This is a genomic window from Mesorhizobium liriopis (genome assembly GCF_024053505.1).
Classification (GTDB): domain Bacteria; phylum Pseudomonadota; class Alphaproteobacteria; order Rhizobiales; family Rhizobiaceae; genus Mesorhizobium_B; species Mesorhizobium_B liriopis.
Genome location: NZ_JAMXQS010000002.1, coordinates 393,366 through 412,289 on the forward strand (window position 1 = coordinate 393,366; position 18,924 = coordinate 412,289).

General features: G+C 62.6%; 11 protein-coding genes. 6 read left to right on the plus strand and 5 right to left on the minus strand.

What is annotated here, in order from left to right; translation table 11 throughout:
* Positions 1-237 precede the first annotated feature (237 nt).
* Genes NGM99_RS04910 through wecC form a run of 3 tightly spaced genes read left to right on the plus strand, consistent with a single transcriptional unit; the run spans position 238 to position 3,632 of the window.
* Positions 238-1,521, plus strand: a complete 1,284-nt coding sequence (locus NGM99_RS04910; RefSeq protein WP_252816556.1) for a hypothetical protein — start codon at positions 238-240, stop codon at positions 1,519-1,521.
* A 2-nt stretch (positions 1,522-1,523) separates the two neighbouring features.
* Positions 1,524-2,315 carry a WecB/TagA/CpsF family glycosyltransferase gene (locus tag NGM99_RS04915; RefSeq protein ID WP_252816558.1) on the plus strand — a complete coding sequence of 264 codons (792 nt, stop codon included), beginning with the start codon at positions 1,524-1,526 and terminating at the stop codon, positions 2,313-2,315.
* A 60-nt stretch (positions 2,316-2,375) separates the two neighbouring features.
* A complete protein-coding gene (gene wecC / locus NGM99_RS04920; RefSeq protein WP_252816560.1) occupies positions 2,376-3,632 on the plus strand; it encodes a UDP-N-acetyl-D-mannosamine dehydrogenase in 1,257 nt (418 codons plus the stop codon).
* 128 nt (positions 3,633-3,760) lie between these two features.
* On the opposite strand, the gene wecB is transcribed toward wecC, so the two are convergent.
* The 4 genes from wecB to NGM99_RS04940 form a co-directional block, all read right to left on the minus strand.
* Positions 3,761-4,933 carry a non-hydrolyzing UDP-N-acetylglucosamine 2-epimerase gene (gene wecB / locus NGM99_RS04925; RefSeq protein ID WP_252816562.1) on the minus strand — a complete coding sequence of 391 codons (1,173 nt, stop codon included), beginning with the start codon at positions 4,931-4,933 and terminating at the stop codon, positions 3,761-3,763.
* Positions 4,934-4,990: 57 nt separating this feature from the next.
* Positions 4,991-5,851 (minus strand): CpsD/CapB family tyrosine-protein kinase, encoded by an 861-nt coding sequence (locus tag NGM99_RS04930; protein WP_252816564.1) that lies wholly within the window; start codon positions 5,849-5,851, stop codon positions 4,991-4,993.
* A gap of 3 nt (positions 5,852-5,854) precedes the next feature.
* Positions 5,855-7,414: a GumC family protein gene (locus NGM99_RS04935; RefSeq protein WP_252816566.1), complete on the minus strand. Its 1,560-nt coding sequence runs from the start codon at positions 7,412-7,414 to the stop codon at positions 5,855-5,857.
* 176 nt (positions 7,415-7,590) lie between these two features.
* Positions 7,591-9,252, minus strand: coding sequence for a GMC oxidoreductase (locus NGM99_RS04940; RefSeq protein WP_252816568.1), 1,662 nt, complete (start codon positions 9,250-9,252; stop codon positions 7,591-7,593).
* A gap of 215 nt (positions 9,253-9,467) precedes the next feature.
* Between NGM99_RS04940 and NGM99_RS04945 the strand changes: the two genes are divergently transcribed.
* Together NGM99_RS04945 and NGM99_RS04950 are read left to right on the plus strand one after the other, a co-directional pair.
* Complete coding sequence (locus NGM99_RS04945; RefSeq protein WP_252816570.1) at positions 9,468-10,391, plus strand: glycosyltransferase family 2 protein; 924 nt, start codon at positions 9,468-9,470, stop codon at positions 10,389-10,391.
* A gap of 492 nt (positions 10,392-10,883) precedes the next feature.
* Entirely contained in the window at positions 10,884-11,567 is a 684-nt protein-coding gene (locus NGM99_RS04950) for a sugar transferase (RefSeq protein ID WP_252816572.1), read from the plus strand.
* Positions 11,568-11,698: 131 nt separating this feature from the next.
* Here the strand turns inward: NGM99_RS04950 and NGM99_RS04955 are convergent, their stop codons facing one another.
* The gene (locus NGM99_RS04955; protein WP_435371394.1) at positions 11,699-12,394 is read right to left on the minus strand and encodes a response regulator transcription factor; all 696 of its coding nucleotides are present in this window, start codon (positions 12,392-12,394) and stop codon (positions 11,699-11,701) included.
* A gap of 903 nt (positions 12,395-13,297) precedes the next feature.
* Here NGM99_RS04955 and NGM99_RS04960 point away from each other — a divergent pair.
* On the plus strand, positions 13,298-18,922 hold the full coding sequence (locus NGM99_RS04960) for a DUF4082 domain-containing protein (RefSeq protein WP_435371390.1): 5,625 nt from the start codon (positions 13,298-13,300) through the stop codon (positions 18,920-18,922).
* Positions 18,923-18,924 lie beyond the last annotated feature (2 nt).

Below are 18,924 nucleotides of genomic sequence, written 5' to 3' on the forward strand. Positions count from 1 at the left end.
AAGACGGCTTATGGCGACTGGCAATTCAGCGGTTGGGGGTGTTCGGATGGAGTGACGCTTCGTCCGATGGGCGTAAGGGCGGGGCGCGTGTCCGCGCTCTGTCCGCTGCAGCTAAGTCTTTCATGCGAATAGCCAAGTAGCGTTCGAATTTCGGAACATCGTTGTCGAAATCGGTGGTTCGGTATCCGGCTTGCCTGCTGGTCCGTCCCCGATCCGTTTCATCCAGGGTGCGACGCGATGAAAAATATGAGTTTCCGCAGCGAGCGCGATTTCGGGGAACGGCCCGAGCCGCCGGTCCGGCCCTTCGTCGTGGTAGCCGACAATGCGACGCTTCCGGCCACACAGCCGCTGGACCGTCTCGAAGCGCTTCGCCGCATGTCTCCCACGCTTGCGCGGCGGGTCGGCGAGTTTCTCGAACTGGCCAAGCGCGGTCTGCCGCAGATGTATGCGGATGGTGCCTTCGCGCATACCGTCAGGCTGACGCCTGCGCGTGACGCGGTGGCGGCCGAAGGCGACAGCCTGCGCTATGCGGTGAATGTGGGCCTCGGCGTCAGCCTGCTCGACGAAACCGAACAAAAGCAGATTCTCAAGGGCGACACGGCGCAGGACGTCATCGTGCGCACCACGGGCAGGGCGGAATACTCCAACGACCCGGGCGCGGTGGCTCTTGCCGCCTGGACGTCGGCCGAGGCAAGCGAAATATTCGCGGAAGCCCTGTTCCGCCGGCTCACCGAACTCTTCCTGACCGACGCGCCGATCAACACCGTGGACACAGCCTGGGCGCTGATGGCGGCGGTTTCGGGTCACCGGCTGGGCGATACGGCGCAGCTTCTTGTTGCCGCGCGCGACAGACTCCTCGCGGCGCAGAGCCCGTCGGGCCTCTTTCCCCATACGCTTCCAGCAACGGCCAATGGCCGCATGCGCGCCCATGTCGGCTCCTTCGCCGATCAGGTTTATCCGATCGAGGCGCTGTCGCGCCTTTATGCGCTCAACGGCGACAAGCGTGCCTTGCAAGGCGCGGAAGCCGCAGCCGCCCGCATCTGCGCGCTCCAGGGCCCGGCCGGCCAATGGTGGTGGCACTACGATACGCGCGATGGGTCTGTGGTCGAAGGCTACCCAGTCTACAGCGTCCATCAGCACGCCATGGGACCGATGGCGTTGCTCGACCTGCGCGAGGCGGGCGGCACCGATCACATGGCGTCCGTGGTGAAGGGGCTCGGCTGGCTCGACCATCATCCCGAAGTGCGCGAGCCGATGGTGTCCGAGAAGCATTCCGTGATCTGGCGCAAGGCCGCGCGGCGCGAGCCCAGAAAGATGGTGCGTGCAGTGTCCGCTCTCACCACGCGTTTCAAGCCGGGACTGAAGCTGCCGGGCCTCGACATCCTCTTCCCGCCTGCCCGCATCGACCATGAGTGCCGGCCCTATGAGTTCGGTTGGATGCTCTATGCCTGGCTCGGCGGAGGCGCCGTGCTGGCTGCTCGGGATGGATCCCCAAGGGATGAGGAGAACGGGAGGGCATGATCATGCGCCATCGACGCCAGCTTCTTTTCGGCCTCTATTTCGATCCGCTCTCCATGGACGAGGTGATCGAGCAGTGCCGCAACGCGCTGGTCACGCGCAGCCGGGTGCTGCTCGGCGTGCTCAACGCGGCCAAGATCGTCAATCTGCGCGGCGACGAGGCGCTGCGCAACTCGCTGATGGAATGCGACCTCCTGCTCGCCGACGGACAGTCGGTGGTTTGGGCGAGCCGGCTGCTCGGACGGCCGCTGCCCGAGCGAGTGGCCGGCATCGACATCTTCGAGCGCTTGCTGGGCCTGGCCCATCGCGAGAACCGCTCGATCTATCTGCTTGGCGCAAAGCCGGAGGTGCTGGCCGCGCTTCAACTGCGCCTCGCTCAGGCCTATCCCGGATTGCGCATAGCGGGCAGTCATCATGGTTACTTCAAGGCTGCTGAAAGCGCCGAGGTCGCCGAGGACATCCGACAGTCGGGCGCCGACATGCTGTTTCTCGGCATGACCTCGCCGAAAAAGGAGATCTTCCTCGGTGCGCACGGGGCTTCGCTCGATGTGCCGATCCTTCATGGCGTCGGCGGTTCCTTCGACATCCTGGCCGGCCTCACCCAGCGTGCTCCCGATCATTGGCAGCGCTCCGGATTCGAATGGGCCTATCGCGTGATGCAGGAGCCGCGCCGGCTCTGGTGGCGCTATGCGCGCACCAACACGATCTTTCTGGCGTTGACACTGGCCGAGCTCCTGCGCCCGGCCCGCGCCTTCAAGCGCAGCCGCGCTTCCGCCGTGATGCAGCCGGCGGAATAAGGCCGTTGGTTCGATACCGTCATTCAGTGCCTGAGATTCCGAGTCCGGGGGGACGAGAGAATGCATAACCTGTTCAAAGGCCGGGTCGCCATCATCGGCCTGGGCTATATCGGCTTGCCGACGGCCGTGGTGCTCGCCACGCGCGGCATCGAGGTGATCGGCGTCGACGTCAATCCGCAGACGGTCTGTGCTGTGTCGCGCGGCGAGGTGCCCTTCGTGGAGCCGGACCTGGCGGTGGCCGTCAGCGGTGCGGTGGCCATGGGCCAACTGAAGGCGACATCGGAAACGCCGGAGGCAGACGCCTTCATCATCGCCGTGCCCACACCCTTCAACGAGGACCATTCGGCCGACTTGTCTTACGTCGAGACCGCTACGCGCCAGATCGCGCCGCATCTGCGGCAGGGCAACATCGTTGTGCTGGAATCGACCTCGCCGCCCGGCACCACGGAGAAGATCGCGGGCTGGATCGCGGAAGAGCGGCCCGACCTCAAGATGCCGCACGACACCGAGCCCAATGCCGACATCTTCGTCGCCCACTGCCCCGAGCGCGTTCTGCCCGGGCGCATCATGATCGAGATGATCACCAATGACCGGATCGTGGGCGGGCTGACCAAGCGCTGTGCGGAAGCTGCGGCCTCGATCTATCGCATCTTCGCGCAAGGCGAGATCCTGCTGACCGATGCCGCGAGTGCCGAGATGGCGAAGCTCGTCGAGAACGCCTATCGCGACGTGAATATCGCGTTCGCCAATGAGCTCTCGGCGATCGCCGAGCATCTTCACATCGACGTCTGGGAAGTGATCAAGCTCGCCAACCGTCACCCGCGCGTTTCGATCCTCAATCCGGGGCCGGGTGTGGGCGGCCACTGCATTCCGGTCGATCCGTGGTTCATCGTGGCGGCTGCGCCCCAGATTTCCCCGCTGATCCGCACCGCGCGCGAAGTGAACGACCGTCGCCCGCACCATGTGGCCGAACAGGTCATCGGCAAGGCCCGCCGCTTCCGCACGCCGACGGTGGCGTGCCTCGGCCTCACCTTCAAGGCCAATGTGGACGATATCCGCGAAAGCCCGGCCGTCGAGGTGGTGGGACTGATCGCCGAAGGTCTGCCCGATGTCGAGATCGTGGTGGCCGATCCTTACGTCGATGCACTCCCGCGCCAGCTCGCTGGCCGTGACAACATCAAGCTCGTCGGCGCGCATCAGGCGGTGGAAAGTGCCGATATCGTGGTGCTGCTCGTCGAGCACGAGCCGTTCAAGGCGATGCGGCACACGCGGCTCAGCGGCAAGGTCCTCTACGACACGCGCGGCGCCTGGCGCTGACGCGCTGGCACCATTCCTGCGACAGTTCGGCCCGCAGCGCGAACAGGCGCTGTGGGCCGAAGGTTTTCGAAGGAAGTGGTTGAAGCACGCGACGGGACCCGCCGAGCGGCACCCGCCAATCCGGTAGATCAGGCGGCGACGTTCTCGGTGACTGCCGGCAGCGGCGCGGCGTCGAACTCGTCCACGGCAACAGCGAGGCCGAAATAACGCTCGATGGCCTTGACGGTGCGCTCCGCCGCGAGGCCATCGCCGTAAGGATTGACCGCTCGCGCCATGGCGTCATAGGCGGCCGCATCCGTCAGCAGCGCCACCGTTTCCCGCACGATGCGCTCTTCGTCGGTTCCGACCAGCTTCACCGTGCCGGCTGCGACCGCTTCGGGCCGTTCTGTGGTCTCGCGCAAAACCAGAACCGGCTTGCCGAAGCTCGGCGCTTCTTCCTGCACGCCGCCGCTATCGGTCAGCACCATGCGGCAGCCGTGAAGGGCAAGCACGAAATCGCTGTAGCCGAGCGGTGCCGTGATCAGCACATTGGCCAGCCCTTCGAGCGGTGGCAGAAGCGTTTCGCGCACGCGCGGATTGAGATGCGCGGGCAAAAGGAACGTGTGGTCCGGGAAAAGCCGCGCGAGACGTGCGATGGCGCGTGCCGTGCGCTCCATCGGTTCGCCCCAGGATTCGCGGCGATGCGCGGTGACGAGCACATAAGGCTTGCCGGCAAGCGAGACGAGGTCCGGGTTCTCGATCGGGATTTCGCGGCTTGCGACGTCGAGCAGCGCATCGATCACCGAATTGCCGGTGACGAGGATATTTTCCGGGGCGATGTTGTCGCGCAGGAGATTGGCTTTCGCCTCATGGGTGGGGGCCAGATGCAGGACCGAGACCTGCGAGGTGATCCGGCGGTTCATCTCTTCGGGAAACGGATTGTAGCGGTCGCCCGTGCGCAATCCTGCTTCGAGGTGGATCACCGGGCACTTGGCATAAAATGCCGCGAGGCTCGCGGCGAAGCAGGTCGTGGTGTCGCCCTGTACCATCACCGCGTCGGGCTGTTCCTGCGCGATCAGGTCGGCCACGCCGGCGAGCACGCGGCAGGTGACGTCTTCCAGACGTTGCCGTTCGGTGATGACGTTGAGGTCGTGTCTGGGCACGATGCCGAAGAGCCCGTTGACCTGGTCGAGCATCGCACGGTGCTGGCCCGTGACCGCCACGATCGGCATGCAGGTCGTCGAACGTTCCAGTGCCGCGATGATCGGTGCGACCTTGATGGCTTCGGGCCGCGTGCCGTAGACGACGAGAATCTTGCGCATGTTCCGGTCCCCCGTCTGAAACGAATGCCGTGCCGGACGATTGAATTTAGCCGGCTATTAATATCCGTATTTCTGCATGGTCGTGTGGCAGCGGTTGAGCACGACGCCGAAGAAGTTGGCCCGTCCCTCGAACTCACGTTCGCACTGCTCGATCTCGGCAAGCGTGGTCTGTCCGGCGGCCGCCACCAGCATCACGCAGTCGACATGGGGCAGAAACGCCATCACATCGTCGCTGGCGAGCATGGGCGGCAGGTCGAAGATCATCACATCGGGTGCGAGGCTTTCTCTGACCGTCTCGATGGCGCGCGTGGTTTCCGCACCTTGCAGAAGCTCGGCAGGCATCGGTACGGGCGCATCGTTGGGAGCAAAGGCAAGGTTGGCGCCGAATCGCAGAAAGGTGCGCTCGACGCCTGCGCGACCTTCCAGAAAGGCGCGCATGGATGGCGCTTCACGCAGGCCCAGCGCGTTGGCGACCTGCGGTCGCCGCAGATCGAAATCCACGAGAACCGTCCGGCAGTCCTTCTGGTGTGCAAGGCTGAAGGCGAGGTTGAGCCCCACCACGGTCTTGCCGCAGCCGGCGGTCGGCGAGGTGATGGCGACCGAACGCCAGTTGTTCTCACGCAGTGTCTGCAAGAGTTTCGTGCGAACTACATCGAAGGCCGAGGACGCCGGATCCCTGCGCTCGAAGGCAAGAATGCGGCTGTTGGCGGCGACGCTCGGATCGATGTCGATGGAGTGCAGCGCATCCCAGGCGGCACCCTCGGCCGCCTGCGGACCCCCTTGGAGCAGTTCAGGCTTGAGGCTGATCAGGGGATCCCGCATCGGAATCACGGGTGAGGCGCTGCTGCTCATGCGGCCATCCTCATGCATGTCAGTCAGCGGGTAGGCGGCGGAGAATTCTTCGGAGCGCATCGACATCTCTCACATCACCCGATTGGAGCCGAGGCTCACGGCGACATGCTCGATCAGTCCAGTGATCGGCTGGCGGTAGTGCTGGACGACAAGAAGAAACAGCGGCAGCGCACAGGCCATCGTGAGGGTGCCGAAGGCGAGCCTGGCCTGCTGCGTGCGCTTCTCGCCTTCGATCCAGATATAGGGAATGGTCGCGAGCGGCTGGATTTCGAGCATCTGCGCGAGCTCGGTCGGGCGGCGGATCGATTTGTCCAGGAGCTCGAGCAAAACGACGAGGCCCAGCCCCATCACGATGCCCATCCCCAAGCCCATGGCCACGATCTTGCTCTTCTTGGGGCTTTCCGGCTTGGCCGGCGGCTGGGCTTGCTCGATCACCGAGATGCGCCCGCCCTTGGAGCGCATTTCGATCTGTTCACCGGTGGATGCCTCGGCGAGCTTGGCCACCGCCGTGTTGTACTGGGCCTGCACATTGTCCCGGCTGCGTTCGAGCGCATTGAGCGTGGTCTGGTTGGTGGGCGTGGCCGCGATGGTCTTGCCGAGCGTCGAAAGATCGTCCTCGATGCTGCTCCGCTCGCGGCCGATCTGGGAAAGTCGCTCGTCGATCTCGGAGAGCTGGATATCGAGGCTGGAAGGCTCGGTCTTGCGACTGGTCGTATTGGCCGTCTGGTTGTCCTGCACGCGCCTTTGCACCGCGGCGATGCGGCCCTTGAGAGTCACGATGTTCGGGCTTGCCTCCGAATAGATCGAAAGTTGGTCGGACAGCGCGCGATTGAGGTCCTGCAGCATCTGCTGGTCGGGTGTCAGCGGGCCCGCACCGCCGATTTGGCCGGTGTTCTCGAAGAGCCGCACGAGATTGTCGCGCCGCAGGCGAAGGCCAGCTTCCTCGCGGTCGAGCAGTGCAAGTTTTTCCTGGCCGTTCGACTGGCGGGTGCGACGGAAGTCGATGCTGTCGGGCAGTGCGTCCTTGTTGGCGTTCTTGAATCGCAGGATCTGGGATTCGAGTCCGGTCAACTCGTTGCCCAGCCGCGACACCTCACCGTTGAAAAAGGCCTGCGTGTCGCCGGCGCGGCCCGTGCGCACTCGCATGTTGCGGTCGAGCACGATATCGGCAAGCTCGTTGGCGACGCGTGCCGCGAGTACCGGATCGCGCGCATCGAAGGACACGTTGAAGACATTCGCGCTCTGCTCGCCGGGTGTCACGGTAAGCGGCACCTGTTCGAAAAGGATGCGTGCGCGCATGTTGTCGACAAGCGTGTCGTCCGAAAGCTGCGCACGTCGCTCACCGAAGATGTTCAGCCGGTCGGCGAGGTCGAGCATGATCTCGCTCGTCGTGATTTCCTGCTCGATGATCTGAATCTGCTCAAGCGCGCTCGTGGGAACCGTGGATTTGGCAAGGTCGGAGGGAATCTGTGGTGCTTCCGCCAGAAGCTTGGTGCTGGCGCGATAAACCGGGGGCAGAAGAAGGGCGGTTGCGATCCCGAGGGTCGCGCCGAGCGCAACGATGCCCAGAAAAAGCGGGAGCCGCTTCAGAAAGACCGAAAACAGATGGCGAATATCGAAATCACCCATCGCGAAGCGCAAGCTCCCTTGCCGGATTGGTTCCCGATCTTCGGCCGGCTAGGGCTTGAAAGCCTAGACAGACCTTAGGAGGGCTTGGGTAGGGAGGCCCATCCCGACCTCCTCGCTCCGATGACCGAGCCTATGCACCTTAAGGATTAGACCGGCGCCGGGCTCGACATTTCGGCCTATAAGGCGCCCATGGCCGCTGCGGCCATGGCGCCCGCATCGGCCGGCTGTAGAATCTGCTCGGCGCTGGACGCCGTCGCGCGGAGGTAGAGATCGGCAGCCCAATAGGCGAGTTGCATGATGGTCAGAGTGGGATTCGCGCTGCCTGCCGTTGGAAACACTGCCGCACTCACCACGGCAAGGTTGGGCACGGCGTGGCAGAACAGGTCCGGCCGTGTGACCGAGGAGGCGGGATTCGTTCCCATTCGCGCCGAGCCGGAAGGGTGCGCACAGGCTTCCGCGCTGGCGGTGATGAGCGCTTGCGGATCGCGCGCCGCGGAGGAAAGCCGAAGCGGGCAGCGAGCTTCCAAGCCGGACTTCTTCCAGTAATCGGTCAGGCAGGCGACGGCCGTGCGGAAAGTTCGCTCGTCGGCAGCAGTCGGCTTCCACTCGAGGCGAGCATTGCAGGTGCCGAGCCTGTCACGCGTTTCACCGAGCGAGATGCGGTTCGCGTGATGCGGCAGTTGCTCGACGCACAGGAAGATGCGCTGCGTGACATCGGGGGGGACGTAAAGACGCTTTCTGGCGAAGCGCCAGTAGGCCGAGCGGACGACTGTTCCTGCATGCGCCGCGATGTGTCCGAGCCCTGCAACGTCGAGCCGCCTTTCCTGCAATCCGTGTGCAGCGGCTCGAAGATTGCCTAGCACGCTGGTCGACAGATCCATCGATACATAGGCAAAAGCCCCCGACACGTCATGCTTGACCTGGGCGCCCGCCGACAGGTCGAGATGGATGTCGCGCCGCGTCCCCTTCATGAACAGATAGCCGAAGAGCTGTCCCGTCAGCTTGGGATCGGTGCGGTCGACCGTAGCAATTTCGGCCTTGAGATGGTCCTGGAAGAAGCGACCCAACACGCGGCAGCGCTCGAACGCGCGCTGTTCAGATACCTTGTCAAGAAGCAGCAAAAGGCGTGTGCTTTCGATCGTGCCGGCCGCGAGCACGAAGCGGTCAGCATGGATGGTGATCTCGCGTCCGTTCAGGCTGCGCGCCGTCAGCGCTTCGAGCCGGCCGCTGAGCCTGTCGAGTCGGAAGTCGTACACCGTGGCGTCGAGCCAGACTTCGAGATTGGCATTGCGGGCGCATTCTCGCCGAAGCTGGGCGCCCAGATTGCACTTGCGGAAACTCGGACACTTGGCCCATCGCGGATAGAAGGTTTCAGCGTCCGCCGGAAAGCGGCCTTCTTCCAGCCCGCCGCTCTCATCCCCCATTGTGTCGAACGACCCATCGGCCAGACCGAAAAGTGTCTCGATCTCTTGCTGGTAAGGCGTGAACCGCGTCATCGAGACAGGCCACCCCGATTGGCCCAGATTGCGGCGCGGGCCGGTTTCATAATCGGTTATGGGAATCATCCGTCCACCCCAGCGGAAGGAGGTGCCGCCGAGACCGCGGTGCCGACCGCTCAGTGAACGGCTGTAATATCCGTTCGGGTCCTCGATCTCGTTGAGCGACTGCCATTCCTCGCCGTGATCCGCGTCACCGCTTTCGAGAAGAACGACGCGCCGGCCGGCCGCCGCGATGCGGCGCGCCATGAGCAGGCCCGCAATGCCCGCACCGACTATGCAGATCGGTGCAACGACCCGCTCAGCTTCCGCGCCGATTTCGGAGAGACGAAACAGAGACATGCGGCTCGAACCTTCTGACCCAAGCGATGTGATTTCATTCTCAAATGATAATGAAATGGAGGCAGGGGTATGAAGTCATGGCCAATCCTCCTTTTGACCAATATTGCCTCTCGCCAATAATCGTGGTCTCTCGTGACGGCATGCACCACGCGGATTAAGTAGTTGTCCGCTTGAGCCGTGCTTTGTGCTTCCGCCAGACAGACGAGGTTCGAGCCATGCAAGCCGTTCCGCAGCTGAGCGTGATCATTCCACACCTCAACGAGCCAGGTGAACTGCGGCGCTGTCTCGCGGCGCTAGCAAACCAGGAGGTGGAAAAAGGAAGCGTCGAGGTGATCGTGGTGGATAACGGCTCGCGCGAGCCGCCGCGCACGGTTTGCGACGGATTTGCCGATGTGCGGCTCGAGATCGAGACCGTTCCCGGTCCGGGCCCCGCACGCAATCGCGGCGCAAGCGTTGCGCGCGCGCCGCTTCTTGCCTTCATCGACGCGGACTGCTTGGCCGATCCTCGCTGGGTTTCGGCTATCCTCGACTTCATGAACAGGCATCCGGAGATCGATTTTCTGGGGGGCGAGATCGGTATCGAGCCGCAGGACCCCGATCGGTTGAGCGCAGTCGAGGCCTACGAAAGCGTCTTCAGCTACCAGGTGCGGCGTTATACCGAAAAGCTCGGCTTTGCGGCCACAGGAAACATGGCGGTGCGCGCCGACGTGTTCCGGCGTGTCGGTCCCTTCGGCGGCATCGCCACCATGGAGGACACGGAATGGGGGCAGCGCGCGACCGCGATGGGCTTCAAGGTGGCGTTCCTGCCTGAAGCGCGCGTGACGACGCCGTCCTGCAAGTCCTTTGCCGAGCTGGCGCGCCGCTGGGACCGTCATGTGGCGCATGAGTTCCGCCATGTCGGCATGAAGCCGGGCCGCCGGGCGGTCTGGGCGGCAAAGGCTGCCGCGGCCGTTGTCTCACCGCTCGCATCCGTGCCGCGTATTCTGCGATCCGACCGTCTTCAAGGCTTGGCGCCACGCTGGCGAGCCTTCGTTTGCCTGGCGAGGGTGCGCTTTTACCGGGCCCAACTGATGGCGCGCCTGCTTTGGCGCAACGACGCGGGTGCAATGGTCGGTCTTTGGAACCGCGAAGCGTCCTGATCCGATTTCAACTTCATTGCGCGGGTTTCGCCTGCGGACATGGCCAAGGGGGTTCCGGCGCATCCTGAAATATGCCTGCCCATGGCGCACTCGATCCCAGGCTTGCCGTCAGGATGCGCAAGCCTCGCCAATTGGATCGATTTCCTTTCTCAAACCAATGCCACGATCGGATGTTGCGGGGTGCCCATCTTCCTCCATACGGCTGAGCGAATTGCGCCGTGTGAAGAATGGAAAAGCAGAAAAATTCTGCCCGATCCGGGATATATTGCGGAAGGAATCGATCGAGAGCGTGGTTGAACCATCCGATCTAGAGCAATGTTGCTAGGTCTAGACGATTGATAGCCTCGGGACGGGGCGATTAAGATTCGTTAAATCTTGCGGGTAGCCGAATCGACTGCTGCCTTGAAGGATTTCGAGGGGTTGTCGCGCCGCGCACAGAGCGCGCGGCCATGGCAGCAGCGCCCAACATAGTCTTCATATCTGGAGGCCTCCATGACGGAGTCCGTTGCCAGGCTGCATGAGCGCGGCCTGATGCTCGATAGCGCTTGGATTCTTCCCGGCTCGCGTCCCTTGAAGCTTTATCCGAAGGTGAAACGCTGCATCGATGTGGGGGCGACGCTTCTGGCAGCCCCGTTTCTCCTTTGCCTTATCCTTGTTCTCGCCATTCTGATCCGCCTCGACGGGGGGCCGGCCTTCTTCGCGCAGCCGCGTATCGGCATGAACGGGCGGCCGTTCCGTCTATGGAAGCTACGCTCCATGCAGGTCGACGCGGAAGCCTGCCTTCGGCATTATCTGGAAACCAACGTGGAGGCACGGCTCGAATGGGAGCGCAACCAGAAACTCCGCGAGGATCCACGCATCACGCCGCTCGGCCGGTTGATCCGCAAGTACTCGCTCGACGAACTGCCACAGTTTCTCAACGTGTTGCGCGGCGAAATGAGCCTCGTCGGGCCTCGTCCCATGCTCTTGGATCAGCGCAGGCACTATCCCGGCACGGCCTATTTCGCGCTGAGGCCCGGGCTCACGGGGTCCTGGCAGGTCAGCGACCGCAACGACTGCTCGTTTGCCGAACGGGCACGCCACGACAATCGCTATGCCGCCGCCATGTCTTTCGCGACAGACCTTCGCATCCTTGTGATGACGCCCCTGGTAGTGGTCCGCGGCACGGGGATTTGATTGGAGAACATCAGGGCTTTGCCTTGGGAGAGTAGCGGCCAAAGAAAAAGCGGGCATATCAGCTGCGATATGCCCGCTTTTTTCAATCTCTTTCCTGGGGACCTGCAGGAGAGCCGCTGTCACCCCACCCTTTAGTTCATAGGAAAGAGATCATTGATCTTGAAAGCCACTTCCGTGCGGTTCGTCGCCTTCAGCTTTTTCATGATGTTGCGGATGTGAACCTTGACGGTGCTTTCCCGCAGATTCAACTCATAGGCGATGATCTTGTTCGCCTTGCCGCGCCGAAGCGCTTCCACCACCTCCGTCTGGCGCAGGGTGAACATGCCCGAAAGCGGACGTGCCGTTTCGTTGCCGTTTGGGATCAGCTTGCGCATGGCAAAAACGCTGGATGCCGGCACGAAGGTCCCACCTGCCATGGCGAGCCCGATCGCTTCGATGCAGACCTCCACGCCCACCGAGCTCGGAATATAGCCCCGTGCGCCGCAATCGAGTGCGCTCAGGATCTGGGCGAGGTCGTCCGAGTCGGCGAGCAGGATCACCGGCACCGGTGCGAACTCGCTTGAAAGTTTGCGGATCTCGCTTTCGGTTGCTGCATCGGAAACCTTGCGGCCGCCGATATTGAGCAGGATGGCCGAAAGCGGCGGGTTGAAGTCCTTCTCCAGCTTCCACTCCTCCATGGAGCTGAAATGGAGGATCTTCATCTTGAAGCCGCGCGATACCATGCTTTGTGCGAGACATTCACGGTCGAGGGCGCGCGGGTCGATGATGACCAGCGAGCGGTCGAGTCTGACCGCCATGTCCCGTCCCCCACTCTCCTTGGATGCCATATCCGAAGAGAAGAGATGAATGGGAGCTGCGTGCCGCGCTGCAGCCATGCTGCTCCCGTTCGATGCTACGATCTGTTCCATGTAACCCCCAATTCCAAAAGGCGGTTCGTCCGCCCGAAAGTTGAAAGATTATGGGAAACCGAGAAGCGATGTCGCATGCCGGAGTCATCCTCCAGCCTACGAACGAATGTGCCCCCACCTTCCCCCGATGAGCACTCCCTGCACCGTCCTGTTTACCTGTTTTTAACCCACCGTCTATTGATCTAGGTTAATAATTGATTGATTTATTCTTGTGTCGAAAAGACGACGACTCTCAATCAAGTGGTTAATTCAGTTTTGATGAACCCAAGCGCGCCTTGGTTTAGTATCAATTTGACGTATTCGACTATTTGGATGGATGCGGGCTTGTGGTTTCCTTCGCGCAAACTCGCAGGTGAGGGCGGAAGTAAGTAATCGTCTAATCATGTGGTCGTATCGAATGCGGTGCGCCCTCGCCTGAAGGATGAGGCCATGATTGCAGCATAACGAAAGGAGAACTGTGAAGCGGCTCACGCTCAAGTCGGTTCCACCACTCGCCTAAGCTGCCCGACCCCAAGCGGGCTGACCGAACATCTCGGCGCAGTGCCGGGAGATTTCATTTCTTCGAGCGGATCAACACCTTCCGGTCGGCCAATATTGGACCGTCCTATTCGGAAGATGGTTCGATGCGGGTGGGAAGACCCTCGAACGAGGAGCATGAGCCGGATGTCGATCTTGGTGAGCAGGCGAGCATCCCTTTTCCACCGATCTCACCCATAAAGCTTATCGCGCCACCTCCAATGACGAGCTTCAGCTCTTGCCGCGATCGCACATCATGTGGGGCTGCAGGGTTTCGGTTCAGCGACCTCTTTGGGGAATGAAGTCATGTTTGGTGCAAAACCGCGGAAGCCTGCTCTCGCGGGCTCCTCCAACCTTGTTGCGGCGCCCGTGACGTTCAAAGGGGCTTCCGATCCGGCTGTGGTCTCGCTTGACGCCATCACGGGCCATGTTGGTAACGTATCCCAAAGTTCCAGTTCGAATGGAAGCGGTGCCGCAACATCGTCGGGAGCCTCGTTGCGCTTCGTCTCGACGTTCAAGTCCTCCCCCGTCTGGGCGCCCTCGGCGGCTGCACAAGGCGCTGGGTCCGACGGTGCCTCTGCCGACCGTCACGAAGACGGCCAGCCCAATTCCTCCGTGCGACTCGTCTCATCCCCTGCCAGGCCGGCGACGAGCTTCCGCGTCGTCCGTTCGCCCGATACGGCCGCTTCGGGTGGCGATGCGGGAGCAGGATCGGGCGAACGGACGCCTGTGAAGCTTGAGACGCCAGCCACATTGGAAAGCGCTTCCCAGACAGCAGCCTCAAGCCTGATGGGTGGCGCGCCCGGCATGGCGGGCGTCGAAAGCTCGGGCAACAATGCTGTTCCATCGACGATGACCACTGCACCGGTGGCGCGTTTCACGACGTCGAGCGCAACGACGCAAACGACCGAACCGCAACCGGCCTCGCTCGCCGCCGGGCCGGCGATGAACAAGATCGCACTTGAGAACCTGAAAGAGGGCAATCCCGAGAGCGAGTGGGGTATCACGGGCGATGGCGATGCCAATATCCAAGGCTTCGCCACCAACATAAGCACCAATATCGGCGGCACGGTCGATTTCAAGATTGCCACCGATTCCACCCATTACCGCATCGATATCTATCGCATGGGCTATTACGGCGGCGATGGCGCGCGCAAAGTCGGCTCGATCGACAAATCGTTGACGAGTGCCCAGATCCAGCCGCATCCCATCGTCGACATGGACAAGGGCCTGATCGACTGCGGCAACTGGGCGGTCTCGGCGAGCTGGGCGGTCCCGAGCGATGCCGTGTCGGGCCTCTACTTCGCCAAGCTGGTGCGCGAAGACGGCACCAAGGGCGAAAGCATCATTCCCTTCGTGGTCCGCGAGGACGGCTCCAAGAGCGACATCGTCTTCCAGACCTCGGACACCACCTGGCAGGCCTACAACGAATGGGGCGGCGCGAGCCTCTACTTTGGCGAGGTGCCGACCGATCCCAACGACATGATCGCCTATATGCCGCCCAACTGCTCCTGCGGCATCAAAGCGATCGGGCGTGCCTACGAGATCAGCTACAACCGCCCGCTCGTGACCAACACCAGCACCAAGGGCGGGCCGCACGATTTCATCTTTGGCGCCGAGTATTCGGCCATCCGCTGGCTCGAGCAGAACGGCTACGACGTTTCGTATATTTCTGGCGTGGACACCTCGCGAAACGGTTCGTCGTTGCTCGACCACAAGGCATTTCTGTCGGTCGGCCATGACGAATACTGGTCGGGCGAGCAGCGCCAGGCGGTGGAGGCTGCACGGGATGCCGGCGTCAATCTCGCTTTCTGGGGTGGCAACGACTGTTACTGGAAAATCCGGTGGGAAGACAGCATCGACGGCAATGGCACACCCTACCGCACCATGGTCTGCTACAAGGAGACTTGGGCCAATGCCGACATCGACGAAGGTGGGGCAACCGGCACGTGGCGTGACCCGCGTTATGCCGATCCCGGCCAGAAGCCCGAAAATGCCCTTATCGGCACGATGTTCCAGGTCGACAGCTATCGGGAAGACCAGATCACCGTTCCTTACGATTATTCGCAGCTCCGCTTCTGGCGCAACACCGATATCTCACAGCTTCAGCCGGGTGAAACCGGCACGCTCGCCAAGAACCTGCTTGGCTATGAGTGGAACTCGGATGTCGACAACGGCTTTCGGCCTGACGGTCTGATCAATCTCTCGCTGACCAATGTGTCGGTGCAGCAATATGTGTTCGACTATGGCTCGACGGTGGGTGCCGCAGATGCGCAGCACAGCCTGACCATGTATCGCGACGCAAAGAGCGGTGCGCTGGTCTTCAGCGCGGGCACCGTGTTCTGGTCCTGGGGTCTCGACTCGAACCATACGGGTGCCGCGACCCCAACCGACCCTAACGTCCAGCAGGCCATGGTCAACATGTTCGCGGATATGGGCGTCCAACCGACCACGCTGGTCGCAAGCCTGATCGCTGCGAGTTCGACCGAAGACTTCGTCAAGCCGACCTCGACCATCACCTCGCCGGCAATGGGCGAGGCGCACACGGAGGGCCAGCGAATCGTCATCACCGGCACGGCAACCGATGGCGGCGGCGGGCGCATCGCCGGTATCGAGGTTTCGGTCGATGGCGGCCTGACCTGGCGCAAGGCAACGGGCACGACATCCTGGACCTACGCCTGGAACGCGCAGGCGGCAGGCACCTACGTGATCAAGGCGCGCGCCACCGATGACAGCCTGAACATGGAAACGCCTTCGGCGGGTACCACCATCACGGTCTCGCTGCCCGACACCAACAGCCTGTGGACCTATGCGGCGAAGCCTGCTCAGGAAACGACGGTCGAGCGCAAGCCGGTCGAGCTTGGCGTGCGCTTTTCCTCCTCTTCCACCGGCTATGTCTCGGCGATCCGATTCTACAAGGGGCAGTACAATATCGGCGAGCACACGGTAAACCTGTGGACGGCCGATGGGCAACTGATCGCAAGCAATGCTTCGGTAAGCGAAACAGCGACGGGCTGGCAGACGGTGAAACTGGCTCAGCCGATCCGTATTCAGGCGGGTGTCACCTACGTCGCCTCCTATCACACCAACGGATTCTATTCGGCCAGCACTGGCTATTTCAACTCCGGTTACACCAGCGGTCCGCTGACCGCCGAGGCAGGTGGCGGCGTCTACAAATACGGTGATGCAGGCACTGCGGTCCCCGACCAACGCTATCTGAACGAGAACTACTGGGTCGATGTCGTGTTCAAGCCAGGGGCGGCGCCCGTCAACGGTACCCCGAATGCGCTCGACGATTCAGGCTTTTCGACCTCAGGTAATACACCGCTCTCGATCGCGGCCGCACAGCTTCTTGCCAACGACAACGACCCGGACGGCGATCCACTGAGTATTGTAAACGTTGCCGGCGCCGTGAACGGAACGGTCGCATTCGACAGCCGAACAAATGCTGTCACCTTCACGCCGACGAATAATTTCAGCGGAACCGCGAGCTTTTCCTACACGATATCCGACGGGCTTGGTGGTACCTCCACTGCCAAGGTTTCTCTGCAGGTCGGCGCCCCGGCGCCGCAAAGCCTTTTCTCCTCGAGTAGCATGCCGACAGTCCAGAACAGTGGCGACAATGCCAGCGTCGAACTGGGCATGAAATTCGTGGCCGCGAGCAACGGCACGGTTTCCGCGATCCGCTTCTACAAGGGCTCGGCGAGTACCGGTGCACACACGGGATCGCTCTGGTCGAGCACCGGCGAGCGGCTAGGCAATGTGACATTCACCAACGAGACCGCCAGCGGCTGGCAGGTGGCGACCCTTGCCTCACCGATCGCCATCACCGCCGGTTCGACCTACACGGTCTCCTATTATACGTCCTCCGGCTATTCCTACACGCAGAACCAGTTCGCGAGTTCGATCGTGAATGGCCAGCTCACAGCGCCATCCAGTTCCTCGAGCGGAGGCAATGGCGTGTTCCGCTACGGCTCCGGCGGCGTGGCGCCGACCCAGAGCTACGGCAACACCAATTACTGGGTGGACGTCGTCTTCAATCCAGGCGCGACCGTCGCCAATCGCGTGCCGGTCGCAGCCAACGATGCCGGCTTCTCGACGAACCGCGACACGGCATTGTCGCTCGCCGCCGCAGCTCTTCTGGCAAACGACAGCGATCCGGACGGCGACGCGCTCGCCATCACAGGTGTGAGCGGGGCCACCAACGGCACTGTGTCGTATGATTCCCAGAACAAGACCGTCACCTTTACGCCGACCGCTGGCTACACGGGCTCGGCGGGTTTCACCTACTCCGTTTCGGATGGAAAGGGCGGAGTGGCGACAGCCAGCGTTGCGCTCACCGTCACCAGTCCGGCGCCGACGAACAGGGCGCCCGTCGCGACCAACGATTCAGGCTTCTCGACCACCAAGAACACCGCGCTGACGCTTGCCGCCTCGGCGCTGCTTGCCAACGACACGGATGCCGACGGCGATCCGCTCACGATCACCGGTGTCAGCGGTGCCATCAACGGCACCGTGTCCTATGACAGCCAGACGAAGCAGATCACGTTCACGCCGACAGCCGGCTATGCGGGTGCTGCCGGCTTCTCCTATGCCATCGCCGACGGCAAGGGCGGCACGGCAAGTGCGAACGTTGCACTCAACGTGTCGGACCCGGCTGCGACCCAAAGTCTTTTCGCAGGCACCGCCACGCCGGCCGTGCAAAACAGCGGCGACAATGGCGCAGTGGAACTCGGCATGAAGTTCACCGCCTCGGTGGACGGCACCGTCACCGGTGTGCGCTTCTTCAAGGGCTCCGCTAACACGGGTACGCATACGGGCACGCTGTGGAGTGCCAGCGGCCAGCGCATGGGCACGGTGACGTTCACCAACGAGACGGCAAGCGGCTGGCAGACGGCCACCTTCTCGGCACCTGTCGCGATCACGGCAGGCACGAGCTACACGGTCTCCTATTATACCTCGTCCGGCTATTCCTACACGTCGAACGGCTTCTCCTCGGCCGTCAGCAACGGTTCGCTCGCCGCGCCGGTGGGGGCAGGTGTTTTCAGCTACGGCACAGGCAATGTTGCGCCGGCGCAGAGCTATAACAACACCAACTACTGGGTGGACGTGCTCTTCAACCCGGGCGGTACCGCGCCCAATCGCAACCCCGTCGCGACGGCCGATGCCGGTTTTTCGGTTGCCAGGAACACGGCGCTCACCTTCAACGCTTCCGCGCTTCTCGCCAATGACAGCGATCCGGATGGTGACACCGTCGCGGTCACCGGCGTCAGCGGCGCCACCAACGGCAGCGTTTCCTTCGACGCGCAGAACAAGACGGTCACGTTCACGCCGACCGCCGGTTACACCGGTGCGGCGGGCTTCTCCTACGCCATCTCGGACGGCAAGGGTGGCACGGCAAGCGCAACTGTCGCGCTCAACGTGATGGATCCCGCTGCAACCCAGTCGATCTTCGCCGCAACCGACACGCCCACGATCTTGAGTGTCAACGACACCAAGCCTGTCGAACTCGGCATGAAGTTCAAGGCCGACGTGGCGGGCACGATCACCGCGATCCGTTTCTACAAGGGTTCGGACAATACCGGCCCTCATGAGGGGCACCTGTGGAATGCCTCGAACCAGCTCGTCGGCACCGCGACTTTCACCAACGAAACGGCGAGCGGGTGGCAGGAGGCTGCCCTGAATACGCCGGTCAACATCGCGGCGGGCGAGACCTACACCGTTTCCTATCACACCAACGGCTTCTACTCGGCGACCTCCAACGGCTTCGCCACGAACAAGGTGAACGGCAATCTGGAGGCGCTGGTCGGCTCGGTCGCGGGCGGCAACGGTGTCTACAAATACGGTGCGTCGGGCGTGCTCCCCGATCAGAGCTACAACAAGACGAACTACTACGTGGATGTCGTCTTCAAGCCGCAACTCGCGGCGTGAGG

What these genes read in the sequence shown, in the direction of transcription:
- NGM99_RS04910 (WP_252816556.1), top strand. Translation starts at nt 238, where the DNA reads ATGAAAAATATGAGTTTCCGCAGCGAGCGCGATTTCGGGGAACGGCCC.
- NGM99_RS04915 (WP_252816558.1), top strand. Translation starts at nt 1,524, where the DNA reads ATGCGCCATCGACGCCAGCTTCTTTTCGGCCTCTATTTCGATCCGCTC.
- wecC (WP_252816560.1), top strand. Translation starts at nt 2,376, where the DNA reads ATGCATAACCTGTTCAAAGGCCGGGTCGCCATCATCGGCCTGGGCTAT.
- wecB (WP_252816562.1), bottom strand. Translation starts at nt 4,933, where the DNA reads ATGCGCAAGATTCTCGTCGTCTACGGCACGCGGCCCGAAGCCATCAAG.
- NGM99_RS04930 (WP_252816564.1), bottom strand. Translation starts at nt 5,851, where the DNA reads ATGTCGATGCGCTCCGAAGAATTCTCCGCCGCCTACCCGCTGACTGAC.
- NGM99_RS04935 (WP_252816566.1), bottom strand. Translation starts at nt 7,414, where the DNA reads ATGGGTGATTTCGATATTCGCCATCTGTTTTCGGTCTTTCTGAAGCGG.
- NGM99_RS04940 (WP_252816568.1), bottom strand. Translation starts at nt 9,252, where the DNA reads ATGTCTCTGTTTCGTCTCTCCGAAATCGGCGCGGAAGCTGAGCGGGTC.
- NGM99_RS04945 (WP_252816570.1), top strand. Translation starts at nt 9,468, where the DNA reads ATGCAAGCCGTTCCGCAGCTGAGCGTGATCATTCCACACCTCAACGAG.
- NGM99_RS04950 (WP_252816572.1), top strand. Translation starts at nt 10,884, where the DNA reads ATGACGGAGTCCGTTGCCAGGCTGCATGAGCGCGGCCTGATGCTCGAT.
- NGM99_RS04955 (WP_435371394.1), bottom strand. Translation starts at nt 12,394, where the DNA reads ATGGCATCCAAGGAGAGTGGGGGACGGGACATGGCGGTCAGACTCGAC.
- NGM99_RS04960 (WP_435371390.1), top strand. Translation starts at nt 13,298, where the DNA reads ATGTTTGGTGCAAAACCGCGGAAGCCTGCTCTCGCGGGCTCCTCCAAC.